At 29.6% G+C, this 25,807-nt stretch carries 23 protein-coding genes and 1 tRNA gene; 14 read left to right on the top strand and 10 right to left on the bottom strand.

Going from position 1 to position 25,807, the window contains the following annotated elements; genetic code table 11:
- Nucleotides 1–208 precede the first annotated feature (208 nt).
- The 9 genes from BQ5344_RS11885 to hisS form a co-directional block, all read right to left on the bottom strand.
- Nucleotides 209–1,411 (bottom strand): argininosuccinate synthase, encoded by a 1,203-nt coding sequence (locus BQ5344_RS11885; protein ID WP_071125471.1) that lies wholly within the window; start codon nucleotides 1,409–1,411, stop codon nucleotides 209–211.
- Nucleotides 1,412–1,428: 17 nt separating this feature from the next.
- Nucleotides 1,429–2,028 (bottom strand): peptidylprolyl isomerase, encoded by a 600-nt coding sequence (locus BQ5344_RS11880; RefSeq protein ID WP_083378261.1) that lies wholly within the window; start codon nucleotides 2,026–2,028, stop codon nucleotides 1,429–1,431.
- Nucleotides 2,029–2,259: 231 nt separating this feature from the next.
- A complete protein-coding gene (locus tag BQ5344_RS11875; protein WP_071125470.1) occupies nucleotides 2,260–2,628 on the bottom strand; it encodes a TIGR02328 family protein in 369 nt (122 codons plus the stop codon).
- Nucleotides 2,612–3,007, bottom strand: coding sequence for a YbgA family protein (locus BQ5344_RS11870; RefSeq protein ID WP_071125469.1), 396 nt, complete (start codon nucleotides 3,005–3,007; stop codon nucleotides 2,612–2,614). Before BQ5344_RS11870 ends, BQ5344_RS11875 begins: the two co-directional genes overlap by 17 nt.
- Before the next feature lie 353 nt (nucleotides 3,008–3,360).
- Complete coding sequence (locus tag BQ5344_RS11865; protein ID WP_071125468.1) at nucleotides 3,361–3,765, bottom strand: MarR family transcriptional regulator; 405 nt, start codon at nucleotides 3,763–3,765, stop codon at nucleotides 3,361–3,363.
- A gap of 213 nt (nucleotides 3,766–3,978) precedes the next feature.
- Nucleotides 3,979–4,191: a zinc ribbon domain-containing protein gene (locus tag BQ5344_RS11860; RefSeq protein ID WP_083378260.1), complete on the bottom strand. Its 213-nt coding sequence runs from the start codon at nucleotides 4,189–4,191 to the stop codon at nucleotides 3,979–3,981.
- 53 nt (nucleotides 4,192–4,244) lie between these two features.
- Nucleotides 4,245–6,026: an aspartate--tRNA ligase gene (gene aspS, locus BQ5344_RS11855; RefSeq protein ID WP_071125467.1), complete on the bottom strand. Its 1,782-nt coding sequence runs from the start codon at nucleotides 6,024–6,026 to the stop codon at nucleotides 4,245–4,247.
- A gap of 40 nt (nucleotides 6,027–6,066) precedes the next feature.
- Nucleotides 6,067–6,765, bottom strand: a complete 699-nt coding sequence (locus tag BQ5344_RS11850) for a DUF554 domain-containing protein (RefSeq protein WP_021769287.1) — start codon at nucleotides 6,763–6,765, stop codon at nucleotides 6,067–6,069.
- A gap of 8 nt (nucleotides 6,766–6,773) precedes the next feature.
- Entirely contained in the window at nucleotides 6,774–8,027 is a 1,254-nt protein-coding gene (gene hisS, locus BQ5344_RS11845; RefSeq protein WP_071125466.1) for a histidine--tRNA ligase, read from the bottom strand.
- A gap of 237 nt (nucleotides 8,028–8,264) precedes the next feature.
- Here hisS and BQ5344_RS11840 point away from each other — a divergent pair, with 237 nt between their 5' ends.
- The 6 genes from BQ5344_RS11840 (at nucleotide 8,265) to BQ5344_RS12330 (ending at nucleotide 14,300) form a co-directional block, all read left to right on the top strand.
- The gene (locus BQ5344_RS11840) at nucleotides 8,265–9,245 is read left to right on the top strand and encodes a KpsF/GutQ family sugar-phosphate isomerase (protein WP_071125465.1); all 981 of its coding nucleotides are present in this window, start codon (nucleotides 8,265–8,267) and stop codon (nucleotides 9,243–9,245) included.
- Nucleotides 9,246–9,797: 552 nt separating this feature from the next.
- Complete coding sequence (locus BQ5344_RS11835; protein ID WP_071125464.1) at nucleotides 9,798–11,258, top strand: oligosaccharide flippase family protein; 1,461 nt, start codon at nucleotides 9,798–9,800, stop codon at nucleotides 11,256–11,258.
- Nucleotides 11,259–11,293: 35 nt separating this feature from the next.
- Complete coding sequence (locus BQ5344_RS11830) at nucleotides 11,294–12,172, top strand: glycosyltransferase family 2 protein (RefSeq protein ID WP_071125463.1); 879 nt, start codon at nucleotides 11,294–11,296, stop codon at nucleotides 12,170–12,172.
- Between the two features lie 57 nt (nucleotides 12,173–12,229).
- Nucleotides 12,230–13,336, top strand: coding sequence for a tRNA 2-thiouridine(34) synthase MnmA (gene mnmA / locus BQ5344_RS11825; protein WP_071125462.1), 1,107 nt, complete (start codon nucleotides 12,230–12,232; stop codon nucleotides 13,334–13,336).
- Nucleotides 13,337–13,356: 20 nt separating this feature from the next.
- A tRNA-Cys gene (locus tag BQ5344_RS11820) sits at nucleotides 13,357–13,431 on the top strand.
- 695 nt (nucleotides 13,432–14,126) lie between these two features.
- The gene (locus BQ5344_RS12330) at nucleotides 14,127–14,300 is read left to right on the top strand and encodes a hypothetical protein (RefSeq protein WP_162840189.1); all 174 of its coding nucleotides are present in this window, start codon (nucleotides 14,127–14,129) and stop codon (nucleotides 14,298–14,300) included.
- Between the two features lie 98 nt (nucleotides 14,301–14,398).
- On the opposite strand, the gene BQ5344_RS11815 is transcribed toward BQ5344_RS12330, so the two are convergent.
- Nucleotides 14,399–15,256 (bottom strand): YitT family protein, encoded by an 858-nt coding sequence (locus BQ5344_RS11815; RefSeq protein WP_021769295.1) that lies wholly within the window; start codon nucleotides 15,254–15,256, stop codon nucleotides 14,399–14,401.
- 451 nt (nucleotides 15,257–15,707) lie between these two features.
- On the opposite strand from BQ5344_RS11815, the gene BQ5344_RS11810 reads away from it, so the two are divergent.
- The 8 genes from BQ5344_RS11810 to prmC all read left to right on the top strand — a co-directional run bounded on the left by BQ5344_RS11810 (nucleotide 15,708) and on the right by prmC (nucleotide 25,749).
- A complete protein-coding gene (locus BQ5344_RS11810; protein ID WP_071125461.1) occupies nucleotides 15,708–16,331 on the top strand; it encodes an MliC family protein in 624 nt (207 codons plus the stop codon).
- A gap of 154 nt (nucleotides 16,332–16,485) precedes the next feature.
- Nucleotides 16,486–18,954: a helicase C-terminal domain-containing protein gene (locus tag BQ5344_RS11805; protein WP_071125460.1), complete on the top strand. Its 2,469-nt coding sequence runs from the start codon at nucleotides 16,486–16,488 to the stop codon at nucleotides 18,952–18,954.
- A 50-nt stretch (nucleotides 18,955–19,004) separates the two neighbouring features.
- Nucleotides 19,005–21,053 (top strand): HD family phosphohydrolase, encoded by a 2,049-nt coding sequence (locus BQ5344_RS11800; RefSeq protein ID WP_071125459.1) that lies wholly within the window; start codon nucleotides 19,005–19,007, stop codon nucleotides 21,051–21,053.
- Between the two features lie 19 nt (nucleotides 21,054–21,072).
- Complete coding sequence (ybeY, locus tag BQ5344_RS11795) at nucleotides 21,073–21,534, top strand: rRNA maturation RNase YbeY (RefSeq protein ID WP_083378259.1); 462 nt, start codon at nucleotides 21,073–21,075, stop codon at nucleotides 21,532–21,534.
- 36 nt (nucleotides 21,535–21,570) lie between these two features.
- Complete coding sequence (locus tag BQ5344_RS11790) at nucleotides 21,571–22,410, top strand: diacylglycerol kinase (protein WP_268872986.1); 840 nt, start codon at nucleotides 21,571–21,573, stop codon at nucleotides 22,408–22,410.
- A gap of 146 nt (nucleotides 22,411–22,556) precedes the next feature.
- Nucleotides 22,557–22,685, top strand: coding sequence for a hypothetical protein (locus BQ5344_RS12540; protein ID WP_268872985.1), 129 nt, complete (start codon nucleotides 22,557–22,559; stop codon nucleotides 22,683–22,685).
- Nucleotides 22,686–23,537: 852 nt separating this feature from the next.
- Nucleotides 23,538–24,620, top strand: coding sequence for a peptide chain release factor 1 (gene prfA / locus BQ5344_RS11785; protein ID WP_071125457.1), 1,083 nt, complete (start codon nucleotides 23,538–23,540; stop codon nucleotides 24,618–24,620).
- Entirely contained in the window at nucleotides 24,613–25,749 is a 1,137-nt protein-coding gene (prmC, locus tag BQ5344_RS11780; RefSeq protein ID WP_071125456.1) for a peptide chain release factor N(5)-glutamine methyltransferase, read from the top strand. Before prfA ends, prmC begins: the two co-directional genes overlap by 8 nt.
- Nucleotides 25,750–25,807 lie beyond the last annotated feature (58 nt).

Genomic DNA, 25,807 nt, shown 5'->3' with positions numbered 1-25,807 from the left:
TAATTCTTATTTGTAATAAATTTTAGTTATAATCAATCTATATTAAAAATTCGAAATCTATGATAAATATTTTTCTTTAATAAAATAAATTAATAAACTTTTACTGCAAGATAAGGATTTGTCAAAATGAGCGATTCTGTAAAAATAAATAAAGAACAAATAAAAAAGAATTCCCAAAATTGTTATTTTAAGAATCCTTCAATTAATTTTATTTATGTTTTTTATAAGCTCTGATTCTGTTTGGAAGTGAGAATAATTTTATAAATCCTTCTGCATCTTTGTGACTATAAAGTTCACTTGCACCAAATGAAGAAATTTCTTCATCATACAATGCAAAATCAGTAAATCTTCCAGCGATTTTTATACTTCCTTTGTATAGTTTCAGTTTTATTGTACCATTTACATTTTTTGAAGTTTCATCTACAAATGCGTCAAGTCCTTCACGAAGGGGTGTAAACCATTGTCCTGAATAAGCTATACTTGCATATTTTTGAGAAACAAGTTTTTTAAATTCAAAAGTATCTTTATCAAAAATTAAAGTTTCAAGCTCTTTTAGTGCTTCCATTAACAATGTTCCACCTGGTGTTTCATAAATTCCTCTTGATTTCATTCCAACTAATCTATTTTCAACAATGTCAATAACACCAACACCATTTTCTCCAGCAATTTTATTTAATTTTCTTAATAATTCCACTGGCTCCAATGCTTCTCCGTCAACTTTTACTGGCCAACCTTGTTCAAATGTAATATCTACGTATGTTGGCTTGTCTGGTGCTTTTTCAGGCGGAGTTGTCATCATATAGACAATATCTTCCTTATGCTCATTTTCAAGCCCTTCAATATCTCCGCCTTCATGTGAGATATGCCATAAATTCTGATCTCTTGAGTAAATTTTTTCTTTCGTTACAGTTATTTTTATATTATTTTTTTGTGCATAGTCAATTGCATCTTCTCTTGAAGAAATATCCCAAAGTCTCCAAGGTGCAATAATTTTTAATGTTGGATCTAATGAAAATACGCCAGTTTCAAATCTAACTTGATCATTTCCTTTTCCAGTACATCCGTGACAAATATACGTCGCTCCTTCTTTGTGGGCAACATCCACCAATGCTTTAGAAATTAATGGTCTTGCAAATGAAGTTCCCAATAAATATTTATTTTCATAAACTGCCCCTGCTCTTAAAGCACGGAAAGCATAATCTTTTACAAATTCATCTTTTTTATCTTCTACATAAACCTTAGAAGCTCCAGATTCGATAGCTTTAACTTTTACAGCTTCCATATCTTCATCTTGTCCAACATCAACACAGCACGCAATTACTTCTAAATCATAATTTTCTTTTAGCCAAGGTATGATAATCGATGTATCAAGTCCACCTGAATATGCTAAAACTACTTTTTCTTTTGCCATTTTTTTGTTCCTTTCAATTAAAATTTATTTGGAAAATTTTGCTTTAAAGTTTTATTCCAGCTGTCAATTCTATTTTTTTGAGTTTTTAGGAAAGCATCAACATCTCCTTCAACTACAACTTTTGTCATTACATCTCCATTAGATAATTTTTTTACAACAGCTAAATCAGCATCCGACACAACTTCTCCAAAAATTGTATGATTACCATTTAACCATTCTGTTGGTACAGTTGTAATGAAAAACTGACTTCCATTTGTTCCTGGTCCAGCATTTGCCATAGCTAGTTTACCAGCTTTAGAAAAATTCAGTCCATTATTAACTTCGTCTTCAAATCGGTATCCTGGTCCTCCCATTCCTGTTCCAGTCGGATCTCCTCCTTGTGCCATAAAGTTGTCAATAACCCTATGGAATTTTAATCCATCATAATATCCTTTTTTTGCTAAGTTTACAAAATTAGCAACAGTTACAGGCGATTTATCAGGTAACAAATTAATATTAACATCACCTTTTGCAGTAATAATCTTTACTTTCATTTTATACTCTTTACTGTATGATTGCACAGCAACAGTCATCATCATTAAAATTGATAACATCAGTAATGATACTCTTTTAATCATACATCTCCTTTCATTTCAATATATATTTTATGTTTTAAAGAAAGATTAGCTTTAAATCTAGCTTTAAAAATCTAAATACATTTTATCATATTGTAGAGGATTTTTGAATAAGATTTTAAAATAATTCTCTTTTCACAGCTATTTTTATTATTTAAAAATTATTACATGAATCATTAGCTTGTGTTTCCTCTGTAGGACAATGAGTTGTAGTAATTAAAACAATCAAAACTTTTATAGTTCTAATTCAATCCCTTTTTTTTGCAAATTTTCGATACACTCAACTAAATATTCATTATCGTGTTCTTTGTAAATTGGGCTATCTATAATTTTTTCTTCAAGATTATTATAATTTTCTGCTTTCTTTCCTCTATAATTCTTATCTCTCCATTCTTTAGAAACTTTATACCCTCTTTTTTCCATTTCATCCATAACCAATGAATGATAAATAAATAAATAATATGGAGAATATAAAAATACATAGTCTACTGTTTTATGTTTCTTTTTCCATCCATTTCCCCTAAGTGCACAACATTCTCTATGTTGACCAAGAAGCTGATTTTTAGGCAATAGATGAATAATTTGTTCATGCCATAGTCTCATCTTTTTCTCCTGTTAATAAAGTAGATTCTTGTAAATATTTATTTGGATATTTCTTTAGTAAAGTATTGATATATTTAATTACCGATTTCTGATTATTTCTCCCTCCCATATACTCTTCCAGTATGTTAAATAATCCTTGTTTTTCGATCTTCGTTGCCTTTTTTTTGAAATATCCCCATAAATGAAGAATTGCATTACTAAAATCTTTTTTACTTTCTTTCATATCCCTTACTTTTTGTATTCTTTCATTAATAAATACAATATCAATTTCTTTTTCTTTCAAATAATTTCTTATTTCCAAGTACACTTTATGCGATTTGCTTAACACATAATATTTATTTTTTGCCCATAGCTCTTCGCATTCTTTTTTTTTATTCATGTGGTTCACATCAGCCCTTCTTTCAAGATATTCAAATCATATATGAGCATTAACTTCATCTATGTTCTTCTTTCAATTTTTCGTTAGTTAATTTTTTTAATAACTATTTTTTCTATGTTTGCGAGTATTAAAAATTTAATCTAATTTTCATGCATTTGTTATGAAAATAATTTATTAAGTATATTCCAACCCATTTAAAATTGAACTACTAAAAATTATAGTAAATTTAGGGTTTGTGTAAAATAGTCATAGCTTTTGAGTTTGATTTTAAAGAAGTTTTGCTGTAAAATCTAACCTCAGAAATTATAAAAACGGCAAGTTAATAAAACTGCCGTACTAAATTTATCTATAAATTATTTACCATCAAATACTGTTGGATAAGCTTTATCATTATTAAATGCCCAAGAACCATTGTAATAATAGCTGTTATCATTTGAATTATAAACTAGGTTTTTACCTGCTTTTAAATGCATATATTTGTATTTTTTCAAATATTTTTCAGTTTTTTCAACATTTTGAATTAAGACTCCAACTTTTACATTTTCATAAGTTTCTCCATCAAATACACATTTTTCAAAATCTACATCAACTCGGTAATCTTTTTCATTAATTTTTTTAAAATCACTATACACTTTCGGAATATTACAATATGAATCTTTTTCTAATTTTGCAGTTTTAGTATGTACTTTTTTTATTTCTGTACCTCCTGCAAAAGCCACCATAGACATAATAAACAATACAAACATACTTTTTTTCATAATAAATTTCCTCCTTGATTTTATTATTATTATAATTTCTCTATAATATTATATCATATTTTCTTTGATTTTTCTATTTTTTAGGTAAAAAATAAAAATTTTTATTAAAAATACATCTAAAATTAATCAATAAATGTATATTTGGGTAAACAAAAAACTGCTTCATTTACAGTACTGAAACAGTTTTTGAATAAATATGTTCATTAAATAATGTTATTTAGGAATTTCATAGGCTTGGTGACAAATTGGACATTGCATAAATTCCTGCTTCTTGCTTATTGGGAACACAGGTATCCAAAAAAGCGTAAACCATTGTTGTGTGCTTATGAATTGTAAATCTGATACATTGTGGCATCGAGAACATTCATAACTTCCTACCACACCTAGATTTTTTATTTTATTTTTTGTTCCAAATATTATAATCATTTTGTAGGATTCTCCTTTCGAGTTTAAGTATCTATGTTTATTTGTAGTACGATTTAATCTTCTTTTTCATTTTCTAATAATTTCAATCTTAAATCATCTGCAAGTACATTTTCTTCAATTTCAGCAGGAGCTCCAGTCATTAAATCCTGTCCTTTATTTGTTTTAGGGAATGGGATTACTTCTTTTATTGAATTTTCTTTTAGCATTGCCATAAGCCATCTGTCGATTCCGAAGGCAAGTCCTCCGTGTGGCGGTACACCGTATTTTAGTACTTCCAGAAAGAAGCCAAATTTTTCCTGCTGTTCTTCTTTGCTAAGCCCTAATTTTTCAAATACTTTTTCCTGTAATTCCTCTTCGTGAATTCTAATACTTCCACCACCGATTTCATAACCGTTTAGAACCATATCGTAGGAATCTGTCTTTATTTTATCAAGTTCATTTGAATCAAGATATTTTCTATCTTCCTGTTTTATTGAAGTAAATGGATGATGTTGAGCCTTATATCTATTTTCCTCTTCGCTCCATTCGAACATTGGGAAGTCAATTACCCATAGGAATTTGAAAGAATCTTTGTTAATTAATTCCAGTTCTTCTCCAAGTTTTAGCCTTAATGCTCCCAGCCCATCATGAACAATTTTATATTTATCAGCTAATATTAAAGCAATTTCGTTATTTTTAATTCCTAATTTTTGAGTAATTTCAGTTAATTTTTCTTCAGTAAAAAATTTGGCAATTGGAGAATTAATTTCACCATTTTCATTGATTTTGATATAAGCCAGTCCTTTTGCTTTAAAATATATTTTTACAAAGTCTTCTAAATCTTTGATGTATTTTCTTGAAAATTTTTCAGCATTTGGAGCAACAATCGCTTTTACATTTCCACCATCTTTTACTGCATTTTCAAATACTCCAAATCCACAATTTTGTGTTTCTTTGGATAAATCAATCAATTTCATGTCAAATCTTAAATCAGGCTTATCTGAACCATAAAAATTCATTGCATCATCATAACTCATTCTTTCAAAATTTTCGGTAATTTCAATGCCTGTAACATCTTTAAATACTTGTTTTGCAAGTGCTTCTGTTACATTCAAAATATCTTCCTGTTCAATAAACGACATTTCTAAATCTAATTGTGTAAATTCAGGCTGTCTGTCTGCTCTTAAATCCTCATCTCTAAAACATTTTGCAAGCTGGTAATATTTATCAACACCTGATACCATAAGGATTTGCTTAAATAATTGTGGAGATTGTGGCAAAGCGTAAAAGTCACCTTTGTTTATTCGGCTTGGAACAACAAAATCTCTCGCTCCTTCGGGAGTAGCTTTTGCTAGAATAGGAGTGTCAATGTCTAAAAATCCGTTATCATTCATAAATTTTCTAATTGAAAACAGCATATCGTTTCTTTTTATAATGTTATTTAACATTTTTGTACGTCTTATATCGAGGTATCTGTAAGTTAGACGCATATTTTCATTAAGATTTCCTGTTTCATCAATTTCAAACGGTAATTGCTTAGAGCGGCTCAAAATCTCAATGTTTTTTGCTTCAACTTCAATATCTCCAGTAGGAATATTTTTATTTTTGCTGCTTCTTTCAGTTACTTTTCCAGCAACTTTTATAACCCACTCATTTTTTAATTTTCTAGCTTCCTCAAAAAGCTCTTTTCCTGAAACTTCTTCATTCACTAAAATTTGAGTAATTCCATATCTATCTCGCAAGTCAATGAATGTGAAATGCCCCAGATCCCTAACTTTTGAAACCCATCCAGATAAAATAACTTCTTCTCCGACGTTTTCCATTCTTAATTCATTTAATTTATAATTTCTGTACATTTTATTTCCTTTCTTTATATTCAAATTTCTTTTAATTTATTTATATAAAAATCTCTAAAATAATTGGTATAAATAATGCCGGTAACATATTTGCAATTTTTATTTCTTTTTTTAATAATAAATTTACTCCGATTGCCATAACCATTATTCCACCAAGAAAATTTATATCTGAAATTGTTTTTTCAGTTAAATATGGTTTTAGATAATTAGCAAAAAGATAGAAAAATCCTTGGTAAATAAAAACTGAAACAGCTGAAAACATAACGCCTATTCCATATAGAGATGTTATAACGATGGAAATTACTCCATCTAAAATTGCTTTTATCTTTAACGTTGTATCGTCACCTGTAAGTCCGCTGTTTATTGCTCCTACAATTGCCATTGCTCCTGTACAAAATAAAATTGTAGCAGTTGAAAAGCCTTTTGCAAAACTTTTTTCAGAATCATTAGTTTCTGGATTTTTGATAGCAAAATTAAGTTTTTTTTCCAAAAATAATCCCAAATTTTTTAATTTTAAATCAATATCTATGATTTGTCCAATTATCGAACCGATAATCAGATAAATTAAAACAATAATATCTCGATTTGAATTTATCGTGCTTTTCAAACCAGCAACTATTATAAATAGTCCAGCACACTCCATTATAAGATCTTTCATTTCATTTTTAAATTTATGGCCTACGAAAAATCCTATCAAACTACCCAAAATAATAGCTAAAAAATTTATAAAATTTCCCATAGCCCCCCCTATTTTTCAAGACTTTTTCTTTCAAAATGTTTCAAAACTTGCTCAAAACTGTATTTTTCCTGTTCTCCAGTACTAAATTTCTTCATAGTAACTACATTTTCATTTTGTTCATCTTCACCTAAAATTATTACAAATTCTGAATTTTCTTTATTCGCTTTTTTCATTTGGGCTCCAAAACTTTTTGGATTGTAGTCAAAGTTGACTTTTATTCCATTTTTTCGTAGTTCTTCTACTATTTTTACAAAATATTCTTTTGTTTCATCAAAATAAATAACGTAAATTTTGTTTTCTTTTTTTGCAATCAAATTTTCATCCATAAGCATTGCAATTCTTTCCATTCCAGCGGCAAAACCTATTCCTGGCACTTTTGCATTTCCAAGTATCTCAAGGAGTCTGTCGTAACGTCCTCCAGCCAGCACAGTTGCCTGTGAGCCTAATTTGTCAGATTTTATTTCAAAGACTGTATCTGAGTAATAGTCAAGTCCACGCACCAGCTTGTCATTCACTATATAATTAATATTCATTAATTCAAGATATTTTTTTGCATCTTCAAAATAATTTTTGCTTTCTTCGTCAAGATAGTCGTATAATTTTGGAGCGTTGATAAATTGTTCCTGATCACCCTTATCCTTTGAATCTAATGCTCTTAGTGGATTTGTTGCATATCTTCGTTTTGAGTCGTCACTAAGTTTATCCAGTCTTTTTTCCATAAATGCTTTTAAATCATCAATGTATTTTTTTCTTGAATCAATATTTCCAAGACTGTTTATTTCCACAGTCAGTCCAGTAATTCCAAGTTTTTCAAGAAATTCACATCCCATTCGAATAATTTCTGCATCAAGATAAGCAGAACGGACTCCGAACATTTCTATACCCATTTGGTGAAATTCCCTAAATCTTCCTTTTTGTGGGGCTTCGTAACGGTACATTGGACCATGATAAAACCATTTTACAATCGGAGAGGATTTGTGGAAACCAGCTTCCAAATAGGCACGCACGACTCCAGCAGTACCTTCTGGACGCATCGTAACATTTCTATTACCTTTATCTACAAATTCGTACATTTCCTTTGAAACAACATCTGTTTCATCCCCAACACCACGTCTAAAAAGCTCAGTTTCTTCCAGAATAGGCGTTATAATTCGTTCAAATCCATATTTTTCAAATACATTTTTTGCTGTATCAACAATTAAGTCATATTTTTTTACATCGTCAGAATATCTATCTTTCATTCCCTTTAAAACATTAATCATTCTTAATTTGTCCTTTCATCACATACAATTTTAGCAATTAAAAATTTATCTTCTCATATTATATCAAAAAATGTAAGTTATTATCAACATTTATTTTGAATTTATCTTTAAGCATTCAAATAATATTTTATGAATATTCTTTTTGATAAAATAAATAAATTATGTTATACTTTTGATTGAGAAGAATAAGGCGGAATAATAAATAAAATTGATTGAAAAAAGGGAGCAGAACTAAAAATGGAAATAGATATTTTAAAGGAAGCTAAAAATGTATTTGATATTGAAATTGCAGAACTGGAAAAATTAAAAAGCAAGCTAGGAGATGATTTTCAAAAATTAGTCCGAATGATTTTAGAATTGAAAAACAACAATAAAGTTGTTGTAACAGGGATTGGAAAGTCAGGAATAATTGGTAAAAAAATTACAGCGACACTTGCCTCAACTGGTACAACATCGGTATTTATAAATTCAGCAGAAGCACTTCATGGTGATTTGGGAATGATCAGTGATGGAGATGTAGTAATTGCCATTTCAAACAGTGGAAATTCTGACGAAGTATTAAGCATTTTAGCACCAATAAAAAAAATTGGAGGAAAAATTGTTGCATTTACTGGAAATCCTAATTCTACATTGGGAAAATATGCGGAACTTACGATAAATGTGGGAGTAGAAAAGGAAGCGTGTCCGCTGGGGCAAGCTCCGATGAGTTCGACTACAGCGACACTTGTAACTGGGGACGCTCTAGCCGTATGCCTTATGAAATTAAAGAATTTTACAGAAAACGACTTTGCCAGATACCACCCGGGAGGAAGCCTTGGAAAACGGCTATTATTACACGTTTCAGATTTAATGCACATTGGAGAAGAATTGCCAGTTGTAAAAGAAGATGAGAAAATTGAGAATGTATTAATGCTTCTTACAAAGAAAAAATTAGGAGCTGTGTGTATTTCGGACACAGGACTTGAAAATGGCAAACTGCTTGGAATTATAACAGAAGGAGATATTCGGCGTGCATTGGAGCATAAGGAGAAATTTTTTGATTATGTGGCTTCTGATATTATGATTTCTACACCCGTAACGATTGAAAAGGATGCGATGGCTCTTGATGCGCTTCATCTGATGGAAAATAGAAAAAGCCAGATTAATGTATTACCAGTCGTAGAAAGTGGAAATGTTGTAGGCTTGATACGGGTACACGATTTAATAGGATTAAGATAGCAACATATTTAATTTTTTTATTAATAACAAAATTGTTTCTTAAATATACAGATAAATAATTTTTAAAAATTCTAAATTTTTTTGATTAATTGCTGTTTTTTCTATATTTTTTTCTTTTTTTAAACGTAAAGGGGATCAGTCGCTATCCCCTTTACAATCCCAGCTTGTCTAAGCATTTTTTTGAAATAAAATTGAAACTCGCTTTTTAATAACAGTTATTATCAACTCTATAAATTGATTGTAACTTAAAAGTTTCAAAAAAGCTCAAACAATCAATTTTATTCCAAAAAAATCACGACAGTCTTTAGTTTAATTATAATAGTTAATTTTAAGTAAAACAAAAAACAAGTGAAATTTTGTTAAAGAGAAAATAATGATTTAAGAAGAAAAAATATTAATTCAAATTATCTAAAAATAACAAAATATAAAAATCAAGATAAAAAAAATTATTTGTCTGAATACTTATAGAGATAAAATGTTGTTAAAAACTATATGTTTAAAAATTAGTTTAAATTAAGTAAGGTTTATGAAAAGTTTTGGAAATGGAGAGAGATGGATAATAAGAATTTATTGAAGGGAACGATGGTTTATTCTCTTATGAATTTGGTTACAAAGATGGGGTCGTTTATATTTTTGCCGATAATAACGAGGTTATTGACACAGGAAGAATTTGGGATTGTGGGAACATTGGCTCCGATTACTTCATTATTTACTGTAATTCTAGGGCTGGGGCTTTATAATGCTCAGATGAAGAAATATGTAGATTTGAAGGAAAGTGAAGATGAATTTGGAAGTTATATGTTTTCTTCAACTTTGATTATAGTAGTTTTTAATATACTTACTTATATTTTTTTATTTACACCTGTAGCCCAAAAACTATTTTCATATATAGTTGATTTAAGCAAGGTAAATTACTATCCTTTGATAATTGTCAGCGTCTTAATTGCCACAACGAACGCTTTTAACAATCTTTCGACAACTTTGTTTAGAATGAAGAGAATGTATATGAAGGTTGCGATAGGGAGTGTTGTAAGCCTTTTTACAACTTATATTCTGGCAATTTACTTTATAAAATACTTAAAATGGGGAGTTTTTGGAAACCAGTTTGCAAATTTAATTGCGCTGATTATAGTATTTCTGTTCTATTTTAAGGATTATTTTGGAAAATTTAGATTTAAGTTGAACTTTGATTATGTGAAATATTCGCTAAGAAATGGATTGCCACTAATCTTTATTGAACTTACGGATCAGGTTGTGAATTTGAGTGATAGGCTTGTTTTGGCAAAATTTGTTTCTCTTGCGGTAGTTGGGGGATATACACTTGCATTTACTGGAGGAAGGGTTTTGTCGGTTGTTACAGGTTCTTTTGTAAACAGCTGGACGCCAGAGTTTTATGAGGCGATGAAGGAGGATAGGACAAATCCAAAAATAACACGAAGTGTGGAAAACTTTATTGCAATTATTTCCTTTGCCTGTGTAATTGCACAGTTGTTTGCTCCAGAAGGGATAAAATTGATATTTCCAAAAAGTTATTATCAGGCGATAAATTATATGCCTTTAATTCTAGCTGGAATTGTCGTTCAGGCACTATTTTGCCTTGATTATTTTTTTCATTTTCACGAAGATAGCATATACATTTTTTATTTTACAATGTTTGCAATGATATTTAATTTAGTTGGAAATATAATTTTTATACCGAAATTTCCAGAAATTGGGCCTATTATTGCGGCGTGGACAACATTACTTGCTTTTTTATTTAGAGCAATAATGGAAATGATGATTATAAGAAAAAAATACAAGATTTCGTTTAATTATAAAAAATTATTTTTATATTTCATAATTATTGTAAATCCTGTGATATTCTATTTGTCAAATGATCAGCTTTCATGGATGAAATTTGGCTTGAAAATAGTTTATTTGGCGATAGTGACAAAATTGCTTGTAAATAGTGAAGTTTACGCTAAAATTGCAAATCTTGTAAATGGAATAAAAGGAAAAATTATAAAACGTTAAATTTTAAAGCTTTGGAAAATAAGGGGAAATAAAAAATGAAATTTACGATTTTCACACCAACTTTTAATCGAAAGGAACTACTTGAAAAATTGTATAAATCACTTCAAAAGCAAACCTACAAGGATTTTGAGTGGCTTATTGTAGATGATGGCTCTGCTGATGGAACTAAAGAGAAGGTAGAAGAATTTTTGAGTGAAAAAAAGCTGGATATAAAGTATTATTTTAAGGAAAACGGAGGTAAACAGCGGGCGTATAATTTTGCAACTGATAAAGCAAATGGAGAGCTTTTTATATGCCTTGATTCTGATGATGAATATGTTGAAAATGGTCTTGAAACTATTTTGAAATATTGGAAAAAATATGAAAAAAATAATAATATTGCGGGAATGGGGTATTTGTCAACTTATCCAGATGGAGAAGTTATAGGCTCTAGTTTTCCAGAAGAAGAGATGGTTTCAACACAGTTTGATATTTACAATAAATACGGAGTTAAGGGCGATAAAGGGCTTATGTTTCGGACTGAAATTATAAAAAAATATAAATTTCCAGTTTTTGACGATGAAAAATTTATTACAGAAGCTGTTGTCTACAATAGAATTTGTGAAAAGTATAAAATGGTTTATGTGAATGAAAAAATTGAGATAAAGGAATATCAGGAAGATGGATTGACAGCAAAATACAATAATTTATTGCTACGAAATCCGAAAGGACAGGCACTTTATCATAACGAAATCAATTCTCAGAATTTATCTTTTAAGCAGAAAATTCTAAATAATGCTGTTTATTACAAATTTTGCAGGGCAGCAGGATATAAATTTGGAAAAATATTTAAAGAAAATAAAAATAAATTGTTTTTAATTTTTGCTTTAGGAATTGGGGAATATATGTGGCAAAAAGAGAAAAATAAAAAATAAGATTTTGAGTTTAGGAACATAGAAATTAAAAATTTAGAAAAGAGAAAGAAATACAAAATGAACAAAAAATTAGATGAAAAAAAAGTAGCAGTTGGAATGAGTGGCGGCATAGACAGTTCTGTCGCTGCTCTTTTGTTGAAACAGCAAGGCTATGAAGTTATAGGAGTTACATTAAAGCATTTGCCTGATGAGCTTTCAGAAAATCCTGGAAAAACGTGCTGTTCCCTTGATGATATAAATGATGCCAGATACACTTGCTACACATTAGGAATCCCCCATTATGTCCTAAATGTCGTGGAAGGATTTAAAAAGGATGTAATGGATTATTTTATAAAAATGTACAATGCTGGAAAAACTCCTTCACCTTGTGTAATTTGCGATGAAAAGGTAAAAATAAAAAAACTCGTAGAATTTGCTGATAAAATGGGAATAAAATACATTTCGACAGGGCATTATTCAAAAGTTAGCGAGAATAATATGCTTTTATGGGACAAAAATAACAGAAAAGATCAGACTTATATGCTTTATCGGCTGGATAAGAATGTTGTGGAAAGATTTTTGTTTCCCCTTGCAGAATACGAAAAATCAGAAGTTCGTGAAATTGCAAGACAAAATGGTATTCATACCCATAATAAGCCTGACAGCCAAGGAATCTGCTTTGCTCCCAACGGATATATTCCATTTTTGAAAAAAGTGCTTGGAAATGATGTAAAAAAGGGGAATTTTGTGGATAAAAATGGTAAAATTATTGGAGAGCATATAGGTTATCAGTTTTATACAGTTGGGCAGCGGCGTGGACTGGGGCTTAATTTAGGAAAGCCGTTTTTTGTGCTTGAGCTTCGACCTGAAACGAATGAAGTGGTTGTGGGGGATTTTGAGGAATTGCTAATAAAGGAAATAGAAGTGATAAATTGTAAATTTCATTATGATTTAGAAGAAATGATTGGAAAAAAATTAACTGCACGTCCGAGATTTTCTTCAAAAGGGCTGGCTGGAGAATTGAAACTTTTAAAAAGTGAAGAAAGCAATGAAAATAGGATAATTTTTGAATTTGATGAAAAGACTCACGAAAATTCAGAAGGGCAGCACATTGTATTTTATTTAGATAATGAAATTGTTGGTGGCGGCGAAATAAAAATATTTGACAAAGCCCTAAAAATATGATAAACTTAACAAAGTCAAGTGGCGACATGGTCGAGGGGCTTAGGCAGAGGTCTGCAAAACCTTGTACACCGGTTCGAATCCGGTTGTCGCCTCCATTAACTAATTACTGATAATAATTAATTTGATAACTACTTCAATGTGGTTATTTTTTTATTTTTAAAATTTTAGAAATTATATCATAAATTTTGAACATTTTACTGGTTAATAAATGTTTTTTCTTTTTTCTAAAGCAGAGGAAATCAATCGCCATTTCCTCTGCACTCCTGGCTCGTCTAAGCATTTTTTGAAAACAAAAATTAAACTCGCTTTTTAATAAAAGTTATTTTTATTTCTTCAAATAATTACCATTTTAATATTTTGAAAAAGCTCAGACAATAATTTTTATTTCCAAAAAATCACGACATTTTAATTCAATTATAAAAATTAATCTAATAGAAAAAATCCTAAATCGGTTTATTGAAACTAAAACATTTATTATAAATTTCCGAGATTTTAATTTTTCAGTAAAAGACAATTTATTTGAGCTTTTCTATTTCATTTAAATTGATAATAACTTTATGAGATTAAAATAACTTTTGTTAAAAGCGAGTTTTGTCTTTTGCTGTAAAATTGAAATTCGAGAGCGGGGATGCAAGGGCATGGCGTCTGATGCCCTTGCGTTAAAAAAACTGTTATTAAATAAAATAAGAAAAAACATTTAGAAGTATAAAAGAAAAAAATTGATTTTTATTAATTCTAAAGGTATACTTTAACAAATAAAGAATAAAAATTGAAAAGGGAGTTATTTAAAATGCGAATAAAAATAATTAGAGTAATATTAATGATAATTTTTGGAATGATTGTTGTTAGTTGTAGCCTTTTTGATAGTAATGAGTGGAGAGAAGCACATCGTAGAAGTGTTGAGCATGGTAGAACATGTTATGAAAGAGCAAATGGAAGTATTTATTGTAAGGATACTAAATAGTAAAGAGTTATTTGAAAAAATAAATAGGTGTTAGAGAAAGCCTTTTGTAATAAAGTATTATTGTAATTGGCTTTCTCTTTTTTTGTGAAATGTAAAAATTAATGTAATTGATCGAAACCTTCTCCAAAAACTTTTGTTGTGTCAGTTACTGTTACAAAGGAAGTTGGATCGTGAGTTTTTAGGAATTTTCTTAGCTGAATAAACTGTCTTCTTTCGATAATTGTGAGTAAAATATCCTTTTCAGCTCCAGAATAGCCTCCAACGGCTTTAAGTACAGTACAGCCTCTGTCAAAATCCTTTAAAATGTAGTTTAAAACGATGTCCTTGTTTGAAGTGATAATCATAATCTGTTTACGTGAATTAAATCCTTCAATAAACTTGTCAATGATAAATCCTGTTACGTAGACACTTAAAAGTCCCACAAGTCCAAGTTCAATTCCAAAGGCGAAAATAGCTAAAAGAGTAACAATTGCATCTACGATGAAGCTAGACATTCCGTAACTTATGTGGCAATATTTTGTAAGAATTCTTGCAATGATTGAAGTACCGCCAGTAGAAGCTTCATAAAAATAAATAATTGTTATTCCTAAAGCACATAATGCACTTCCAAAAATTGTTGCTAAAATTAAATCGTGAGTAAGAGCATAGTTAGGGTAAAATTTTTCAAAATATGAAAGAAAAACGGATAAAATTACCGTAGCATAAATGCTTTTTATACCAAACTGTCCGCTGATTACAATAAACGCAAGTGTAAACAGGATGAAATTACTAACTGCAACAAAGAATCCTGTTGAAATGTTAAAAATACTATTGACAACCAGTGCCAGACCTGTTACTCCTCCACTTGCTATTTTATTCTGGAAAAAGAAAAAATGTAATCCAAACGCCAGGATAAAAGTTCCAAGTCCAATTAAAAAATACTCTTTAATCAAGGTAAAAATTGTTTTTGTTTTCATAAAAATAAAATGTCCTTTATAAAAAATTTACGTTAATTTCAGGCAACGTATATCCTTTGTATAGAATTATACATGATATTACTTTTTTTTTCCTTTAATTATTGAACAAATTTTGAAAATATTTTTGTCTTTGGAGTCTGATATGTTATTATTAATTATAAATAGAGAGTTTGAGTGTGCAAAAAAAATAAAATTATAGGATTTTTAGATTAAATTTTGATAAGAAATATTAAAAAAATTTTTTATTAAATAATTGAAATTAAAATAAAAGTGTGGTATACTAATCTCGAAATTTTAGAAGAGATTTGTAAAATTTCAAAAATGTAATTGTTATAGCCAAATTTCTTTAAAATGAATAAATTTTGGGCTATTTCTAAAACAAAATTTATATGTTTCATTTTTAGGAGTTCGAGCATATAATAAAAAATTTGAAGAAAAGAGAGTGGATGTTATGAAATCAGCAAACAAAATGATTTTAACAGCTTTAGTTGGAGTTTTGGCTCTTAGTTCTATTGGTTTTTCAGCAACAAGAGCAAAATCTTCAAGCAAAGCATCAAATGTAACAAGAAAATTTAGCTGCAGCAGCAGAAATGTGACAGTGCAAAATCTTTCAACAGACAAAGTAAGATTGACAGATGGAAATGGAAAAGTTTACAATCTGAAATTAACAAGATCTGGTAGTGGAGAAGAATATACAGGTGGAGGAGTTTCTATTCACATAAAAGGAAATGATGCAGTTTTCACAAAGAATGGAAGCGATGAAAGTTGCTATATGACAATGGATGACAATTCAAGTAGCAACAATCAAAGTTCTAGCGGTAATTTACTAAGAAAATACAGCTGTGATGGTTATCAAGACATATCAGTTGAAAATGTTTCAACAGACAAAGTAAAAGTAGCTGACGGTTATGGTGGAATACACACTTTAAATTCAGCATCATCTGGTAGTGGAGAAAGATATTCAAATGGAAATATCTCTATCCATATGAAAGGAAACGAAGCTGTTTACACAGAAAATGGAAAAGATAAAAGCTGTAGCCTTCAAAACTCTGGGCATGGTTCAATTGAAGAATAAGGCCTAAAAAATTAAAATTAACAATTAAAAACTAATTTAAAAAGCTGTTTATATAATTTTTAAAATTATATCAAATGGCTTTTTTCTATATTTTTAAAAAGAAAAGTTGAAAAAAAGCCTATTATATAGTAAAATCTTTACTATAGGAGGAAAGATGAAAGTTGCTGAATTTATTAATGCGAAAACGATAGAAAAAATGCGTCTGGAAATTAGCGAATCTGGTGGAAATGAAGTATTTTTTCGTGGGATTCCTGATGGAGAGGGGATAGTTTCTGAAGTCGAAGTTATTGCGAGAGGAAATTCCAGTTCTGTTGCTGCATTATTAAATATGATGAGAAAAAATGAAGTTATAATACATAATCATCCGTCTGGAGTGCTGATCCCATCAGATGAAGATGTGAGTATTTCCAGCATGTATGGAGAAGTTGGGGGAGCTTCATACATTGTGAATAATGCTGTGGATGATATTTATGTGATTGTACCTTTAAAAGAATTTATAAAAATAGATGTGGATGAATATTTTGGGGAAAATGGGGCTATTCATAAGAATTTTGGGAAATTTGAGGTACGGCGTGAGCAGTATGAAATGGCTAAGTTTATTGAAAATAGCATGAATGAGAATAAGAAACTTATAGTAGAGGCTGGTACTGGTACTGGAAAGACGATTGCCTATTTATTGCCAACATTGCTTTACGCTATTGAAAATAATCTAAAGGTAATTGTTTCCACAAATACCATCAATTTGCAGGAACAGCTTATTAATAAGGATATTCCGCTTTTAAAGAAAATTATTGACGAGGACTTTAATTATCAGATTGTAAAAGGACGTGGGAATTATCTTTGCAAGAGAAAACTTTACAATATAGATGTTACAGAGAAGGAAACAGATACGGAAGAGGAAAAAGCTGAAAAAAATATTATAAGAAATCTTATTGACTGGGATAAAAATGTTACGAGGACAGGTGACAGGAATGAGCTAAAATACGAAATTTCAAACAGTATCTGGGAAAAAGTGAATAGTGAAGTGGATATGTGTAAAGGAGTAAAGTGTCCGTATTATTCAAAATGCCACTTTTTTAATGCTAGAAAAAATGTTGCGGATGCCACACTTCTTATTGTTAATCACCATATGTTCTTTGCAGATTTAGCAATTAGAAATCAGACAGGATTTTATACAAATTATTCAATTTTACCAAATTATGATATTGTTGTTTTCGATGAGGCTCACAATATAGAAGATACGGCTCGAAATTATTTTACTTTTGAAACATCAAAAATATCATTTGGACGGCTTATGGGGAATATTTATAATAGACGTGTCGTAAATTCCAGCAATGGTGGGGCTATTGTAAGGTTAATGACTTATTTGAACGAAAGTCTTTCAAGTGAAGAATATGAAAAAGTTGATGAATTGAAGGAAGATGTTATCGCAGAATTGAACGTATTTTACGATAAAGGAATAGATATTTTTGATAAATTGATTTATCTTTTTTCAAAAAATAATGACAAAAGGGAAATCAAGATAAAGATTGATAAGCAGAAAATGCGAAGTAATAAGGCTTTTCGTGAAGTTATGGAAATTAATAGCCAATTTAAGGAAAGTTATGGAAATTTAGTTATAAGAATTAACAAGTTTTTAAATACTGTGAGCAATTATAATTTAGAAGACAAAGAAGGCTTTTTATTTGAGTTTTCAAGATACTATGAAAGATTGAAGCAGTACTATAAGAAATTTGAGTTTATTTTAGAGGGAAAAGAGGAAGGATATGTTTACTGGGCTAATGTCACTACAATCCGTCCAAATGTAAAATTATACGCTACTCCTTTTGATATTTCAGATGAACTGAATGATAATTTATTTACAAAAATGGATAGAATGGTTTTTACTTCAGCAACACTTGCTGTTGACAATAAGTTTGACTATTATAAAAAAAGTATTGGGCTTATGAAGGAAAATCGTAGAAAAATAGATGAAAGAATTGTAAAATCTCCATTTGATTATGAAAAGCAAATGAAAGTTTATATTCCAGAAGATGCACTTGATCCAACAAATATTGAATTTATAAGAGATTTAGAAGAATTTATTGAAGGGGTAATAAAAAGTACAAAAGGACATTGTTTTTTATTATTTACTTCATACAGTACTTTGAACTTTTTGTACAACCAGTTAAAATCACGTTTTTCAGAAAAGGAATATACGCTTATAAAGCAAAATGATTTTCCACGGCATGAAATGATAGAAATATTTAAAAATTCTAAAAATCCGATATTATTTGGGACAGACAGTTTTTGGGAAGGTGTCGATGTACAGGGAGAACAGTTAAAATCAGTAATTATCACAAAATTGCCGTTTAAAGTGCCAAATGATCCTGTAACTGAGGCGATTATTGAAAATATTAGAAAAAATGGACAAAATCCATTTAATGATTATCAAGTTCCACAAGCTGTAATTAAGTTCAAGCAGGGAGTTGGAAGGCTTATAAGAAGTAAAACTGATAGCGGAAACATTATAATCCTTGATAATAGGATAATAAAAAAAATGTATGGAAAGAAATTTTTGACAGCTTTACCAAGAAATAAAGTCATTGAAAGTAAAAGGGATATTCTAAAAATAATGAAATAGAAAGTTTTAATAAAAAGGAGTTTTATAAAATTTAGGAAAGGAAAGGGAAAATGAGAGTAAGTGCGTTAGGGCGAGAATTTGTTTTTGAAGTAAAAGAAAAAAATCCTAAAAATAATGAAATAAAATATACTAACAAAAATAAATTTATGTTCAGATTTATTATTTTAACAATCACATTTATGATATTTGGGCTAATTATTGAAATGTCAAGGTTAAATGTGAATTATGTCATTGGAAGTGTTGCAAAATCGGATATTGTAGCGTATAAAAATGTATCTTATTTTGTGGATATTTTGGATGACAGTATTGAAGAAAAGATAATGAAGACTACCCAGCCTGAATTTGATAAAATAAAGGATGTAAACAAACAAACCATAATTTCGCTTAATAAATTTTTACGTGATATACGAAAGTTGACTGATGATGCGTCAATTGAAAAATACATAAAAGAAAATAATTACACATTTACAATTGAAGATATTAAGGAAATAGCAATAAGAATAGAAAGTGTGGAGTATTCTGTAAATTTGACAGATATTATATCTGAAATTTATGACAACGGAATTTATAAAATGGAGAATTTGTCAAAAATCATCAGAAAAAAAGATATAAAAGCAGATAATATTGATATGAAAGTCTTGCAAAACTTTATAAAGCCAAATCTAGTTATAAATGAAGCGGCTACAAAGAAAAAAATTGCAGATAATATGATGTCATTACGAGATAAGGAAATCAAAATTTACAAAGGAGATATCATTCTAAAAAAAGGTGAAATTATTGATTCAGATACATTTTTGAAACTCGAAAAATTAAATCTTGTAAGAAATGGGGATAAATTTAGAAAAACTGTTGGACTTGTAGCTACTTTTACGCTAATTATGACATTGATTTATTATTTGTTACGAAAAAATGCAAGAAAAGTTGTGGAATCAAAGGCATTTTATCCGACGCTTCTTACAATAATATTTGTAAACACAATTTATATTTTGTTTTTGAACAATGAATTTTTTATTTATTTACTTCCATTTGCAATGCTTCCGATTATATCAACTATTTTAGGAAACAAAGTATATGCAGTTATAATGACATTTTCAAATATGATCATTTTATCAAGGGAAGAATCATGGTTTCTGGTAACAATAGCAGTTTCACTAGTTGCAATTTATAAAGCTGCGGGTCTTGTAAGTAGAAGTGATATTGTAAAACTTAGTTTCTTTTTGGGAATATTTCAAGCTTTGATGTCGTTTAGTTATGGATTGGTTAATCAGTCAAGCTTTGGTTTGATAATGTTAATGATAGTATTTTCAGTATTTTCAGGAATTTTGACTGGAATGGTGTCGCTTGCGGTGTTGCCATATTTTGAAGATTACTTTGAAATTCTGACAACGATGAAATTGCTTGAATTAAGTGATTTTTCACATACATTACTTAGACAGTTGCTTATGAAGGCACCTGGAACTTTTCACCACAGTATAATGGTTGGAGCTCTTGCGGAAGGTGCTGCTGAAAGTATAGGAGCAAATGCCACATTTGCAAGGATTGCTTCATATTATCATGATATTGGTAAAATGAAACGTCCAGAATTTTTTGTGGAAAATCAGAGAGGTGGAGTAAATCCGCATAATAAGGTGAAACCCTCGCTAAGTGCGTTAATATTGACTTCACACACAAAAGATGGTTATATTATGGGAAAAGAAAATAAATTACCAAAAGAGATTTTAGATGTAATATTGGAACATCACGGAACAACTTTGACACAGTATTTTTACTATAAAGCATTGGAAAATGGAGAAGAAGTGGTGGAAAGCAACTTTAGATACAGCGGGCCTAAACCCACAACAAAGGAATCTGGAATAATCCTATTGGCAGATACGGTGGAAGCGGCTACAAGAACGCTTGAAAACAAAAGCAAGGAAGGAATTGAAAACTTTATCAGGTATTTAGTAAAATCCAAAATTGAAGACAAGCAACTAAGTGACTCCGATTTAACTTTGGGAGAAATAGAAACTGTAGTGCAGTCATTCATAAATACACTGCAAGGTGTTTACCATGAAAGAATAAAATATCCAAAAATGGATGAAAAAATGAAAAAAAATTAAAACTAAAATGGAGAAAACTATGTTAAACATTGATATAACTTATAATATCGACCAAATTGAAAATTTTTTTGATGATGAAAAAATAAAGGAATTTGTCAGTTACATCTTAACAGATGAATACAAGGAAGAATTTGACAAAAATGAATATTATTTGTCATTATTAATTACAACAAATGCGCAAATTCAGGAAATAAACCGTGAATATCGTCAAAAAGACACTCCAACCGATGTAATTTCTTTTGCTTATAATGAAACTGAAAACTTCGGAGCAATGAATATGTTAGGCGACATTGTAATCTCAATCGAGCGTGTAAAAGAACAATCTAGTGAATACGGACATTCTGATGAGCGGGAATTTTATTATGTTTTGTGTCACGGGATGTTACATTTGCTTGGATATGACCACATTGAAGAGGAAGACAAAGTTGTTATGAGAAGACGGGAAGAAGAAATTTTGAGTAAATTTAATTATTGCAGATAAATTTACCTGTAATTAAAAGTGGAAAGGAGTAGAAAATTGGAAGAAAAAAATAAAGAAAATAGAGATAAAGAAACTAAGAAAGATAAAAAGTCAATATTTTCATTGTTTCATAAAAAAGATAGATACAATTGGGATATCAAAAAGGAAAGAGCAAGAGATAAACGGCTTGTGGATAGCTTTAATTTTGCAATTGATGGTATGATTTCAGCATTACGGAATGAAAAGCATATGAAAGTACATATACTTGCGGCAATTGTTATCGTGATTTTGGCAATTTTGATAAATGCGAGCAAAGTGGAGATTCTTGTAATTTCCCTGTCTGTATGTTTTGTAATAATTACGGAACTTATAAATACAGCCGTTGAAGCACTTGTGGATTTGATTTCTCCTGAACGGCATCCACTTGCAAAATTGGCTAAGGATGTGGCGGCTGGAGCAGTATTAGTTGCGGCAATAAATGCAGTTTGTGTTGGATATTTGCTGTTTTATGATAAATTGCTAGATATTTTTGATGGTACGAATAAATTGCATATTATAGCTGGAAGAAAGGGTAATATTACACTTTTAATATTACTTCTGGTTGGAATTTTAGTAATCGTTCTAAAATCCTTTTTTCAAAAAGGGACACCTCTTGAAGGAGGTATGCCGAGCGGACATAGCGCCATAGCTTTTGCAGCTTTTGGAATATTGCTTTTTATGACATCTGACATAAGAATATTAATTTTAGGTTTTTTTATGGCAGGGCTGGTAGCACAGAGCCGTGTTAAATCTGGAATTCATAGCATAAAAGAAGTTCTTGCGGGTGGACTGCTTGGATTTTCAGTTGCATTTATCATATTGTTTGTAATGTTGCAATTTGGGATTTTGTATAATTAACACTAAATCTGTTTTAAATAACGAATTTATTACAAATTTTTCTAACTTAAAGAATAAAACTTAATATTTTAATTGATAAAAAGAAGATGATATGCAATATTTAAGAAAATCTTATTGATGGCTATTATTGCTGTGGCAGTTATAGGATGCACTGCAGAAGATATAGCCATTTAGAAAATGCAGGTCGAATAGCAGCTGAAAGATGTGTAAAGTGTTATGAAGGGGATGATGAAATTTATTATTGCAAGGACAAATACGGAAATAGGATATATTAATGTATGAAGTGTAGATATTGAAACAATATTAGAATGGATAATGACTGATAAAAAGGAATGAAACAGATATAAAGGGCAGGGACTTTCCATACAGGAGAAGGCTTTCTTGCCCTTTTTTCTTTTGGATAAATATTGTATTTCTATTCTATCTGATACTATTTCCCATTTAAATAGTAAAAATGAGAAAATTTATGGAATTAAAGCCTTTTAATCATTAATTATTTATCTTAAGGACTTTTATAATTTTATTTATAAATACTATGATTAATAATGGTTTTTTTATTTAATGTTTTCTAAATTTAAGAACTTAAAACATAATTTTCATTTTTTAAACAGATTCTAGTATAAATTAATTTGTCGGAGCATTTTTCTGTGATGGCAAAACTGTCTGAGCATAGCGAGTTTTTTGTCAGCACAGAAAAATGTCATAGACTAGCCATAGGTTGTAGGATTTGCGGCAATGAGCAATCCTACGAAAATAAAAAAGAAAAAACATAGTAATATAAAAAAATATTCATTAATAATAAACAGTTTTTGAAAATCTGAATAAAAAGCCCTTATATAAATAATTAAAAATTAAATTTAAATTTTTTTAACAAGGATTAAATTAATTATTACAGAATTTTTTTGTCTCATTTTTTTAGTTGTATTTTCAGCAGTATATTTTACATTAGTACTGCATTTGATTATACAATACACCATACAATAATTGATAGAAATTTGTACAAGAAAAAATTGAAAAAAGTTTAAAAATATGCTACAATAATTGGTGTTGAAAGTTACTTTATTAAAAAAAATCAATATAATAAAGTTCAAAAATTATTTAAAAATTTAGGAGTTGAAAAATAAATTATGTTTCAAAAATTAGACGATGTTGTTTTAAAGCATAAGGAACTTACAGAAATGCTTATGGATCCCGAAGTTGTTTCAGATCCAAAGAAAATTATGGAGTACAATAAGGCTTTAAACAGTATTGATGAAGTTGTTCAAAAATATACATATTACAAAAATCGTAAAGAAGAAATGGAAAGCTTGAAGGAAGATTTAAAAGCTGAAAAAGATTCAGAAATGAAGGAAATGATGCTTGAAGAAATTCATTCAATCGAAGAAGAAATTCCACAGCTTGAAGAAGAATTAAAGATCCTTTTACTTCCCAAAGATCCTAATGATGATAAAAACGTTATTATGGAAATCCGTGCTGGAGCGGGTGGAGATGAAGCGGCATTGTTTGCAGCTGATATTTTCAGAATGTTTACAAGATATGCAGAAAGAAACCGTTGGAAAACTGAAATCATTGACAAAAGTGAAATTGGTGTTGGCGGACTGAAGGAAGTAACATTCCTGATTAAAGGTAATGGAGCTTATTCAAGATTAAAATTTGAAAGTGGAGTTCACCGTGTACAAAGAGTTCCGGCTACTGAATCTTCTGGAAGAGTTCACACATCTACAATTACAGTTGCGGTATTGCCTGAAATAGATGATGTAAGTGAAGTTGAAATTAATCCAAGTGATTTAAAGATTGATACATACAGATCAAGCGGAGCGGGTGGTCAGCACGTAAATACTACTGATTCTGCCGTAAGAATTACTCACTTGCCAACTGGACTTGTGGTAACTTCGCAAGATGGACGTTCACAAATAAAAAATAGAGAGGCTGCAATGAAAGTACTGGCTTCTAAGCTATATGAAATGGAATACGAAAAACAAAGAAGTGCAGTTGAAAACGAAAGACGTTCGCAAGTTGGAAGTGGAGATAGATCTGAAAAAATAAGAACATATAATTTTCCTCAAGGAAGAGTTACCGATCATAGAATTAAGTTGACTCTTCATAGATTAGATGGTGTTCTAGATGGGGATTTAGATGAAATGATAGATGCATTAATCGCTTATGAACAGGCAGAATTATTAAAAGAGGTTGGAAGTAGCAATGAATAATTTGCTGGATATTTTGAATAAATCGGTTAATTATTTGGAAAAAAAAAATATAAAAAATGCTAGGTTGACAGCAGAAAGTATAATTTCAGAAGTGATGGAAATGGAAAGAATAATGCTTTATGCTGAATTTGAGCGTATATTATCAGAAGACGAGTTAAAAAAAATTAGAGAAAAACTAAACGATGTTATAAATAATGATAAAAAAATATCTGACAATAATGATTTTGAAAATATGGAAAAATCTGAAAAGCAGTTAAAATTATTGCTTGATAAAAGTATTTTATATCTTGAAAAGAATAGTATTGATGAAAGTAAGCTAATTGCTGAAATTATATTTTCACATGTCTTGAATGTCGATAGAATGATGCTTTTTACAAAATATAGAGATGAAATTGAAGATGAAAAAATCGAAAAAATCAGATATTTTATTCAAAAAATAGGACGTGAAAAATTTCCAGTTCAATATTTGTTAAATGAACAGGAATTTTATGGAAGAAAATTTTACGTTGACAAGGGAGTTTTAATTCCACGTCAGGATACTGAAATTTTGGTTGAAAAAATAATTCAAATTTTAAAAAATAACATTCAAAAAAATAAAAATTTAGAAAAAAATTTAAAAATTCATCCAAAAATACTTGATATTGGCGTTGGAAGTGGTATAATAGGAATAACAGCCGCATTGGAAATAAAGGATTCCTATGTATTAGGTGTGGATATTTCCGAAAAGGCACTTGAAACTGCTGAAAAAAACAAGGAACTTCTAAAAGTTTCAAATATAAAATTTTTAAAATCAAATTTATTTGAAAATGTTGAATTTAAGCAGTTTGATATGATAGTGTCAAATCCACCGTATATTTCCCTTAATGAAGCTGGTATTATGTCAGATGACACTTTATTGCATGAGCCAAGTGAAGCACTTTTTGCAGAAAATGATGGATTATATTTTTATTATGAGATTTGTCAGAAAGCACTTGATTATTTGGCTGATTTAGGGTATTTGCTATTTGAAATTGGCTATAAGCAGGGGAAAAATGTTGCTGAAATTATGACAAGCTCAGGCTTTAAAAATGTAGAAGTTATAAAGGATTTAGCTGGACTGGATAGAGTTGTTGTGGGGCAGAAATTATAAATAAAATTAAGAATTAACAAAAGGATTAAATAATTTCAGATTTTTATTTTACCATAAA

The sequence above is a fragment of the Leptotrichia massiliensis genome (assembly GCF_900104625.1).
GTDB lineage: Bacteria > Fusobacteriota > Fusobacteriia > Fusobacteriales > Leptotrichiaceae > Leptotrichia > Leptotrichia massiliensis.
The sequence above is the reverse complement of the archived record's forward strand: the minus strand, read 5'-3'. Positions and strand labels throughout refer to the sequence as shown.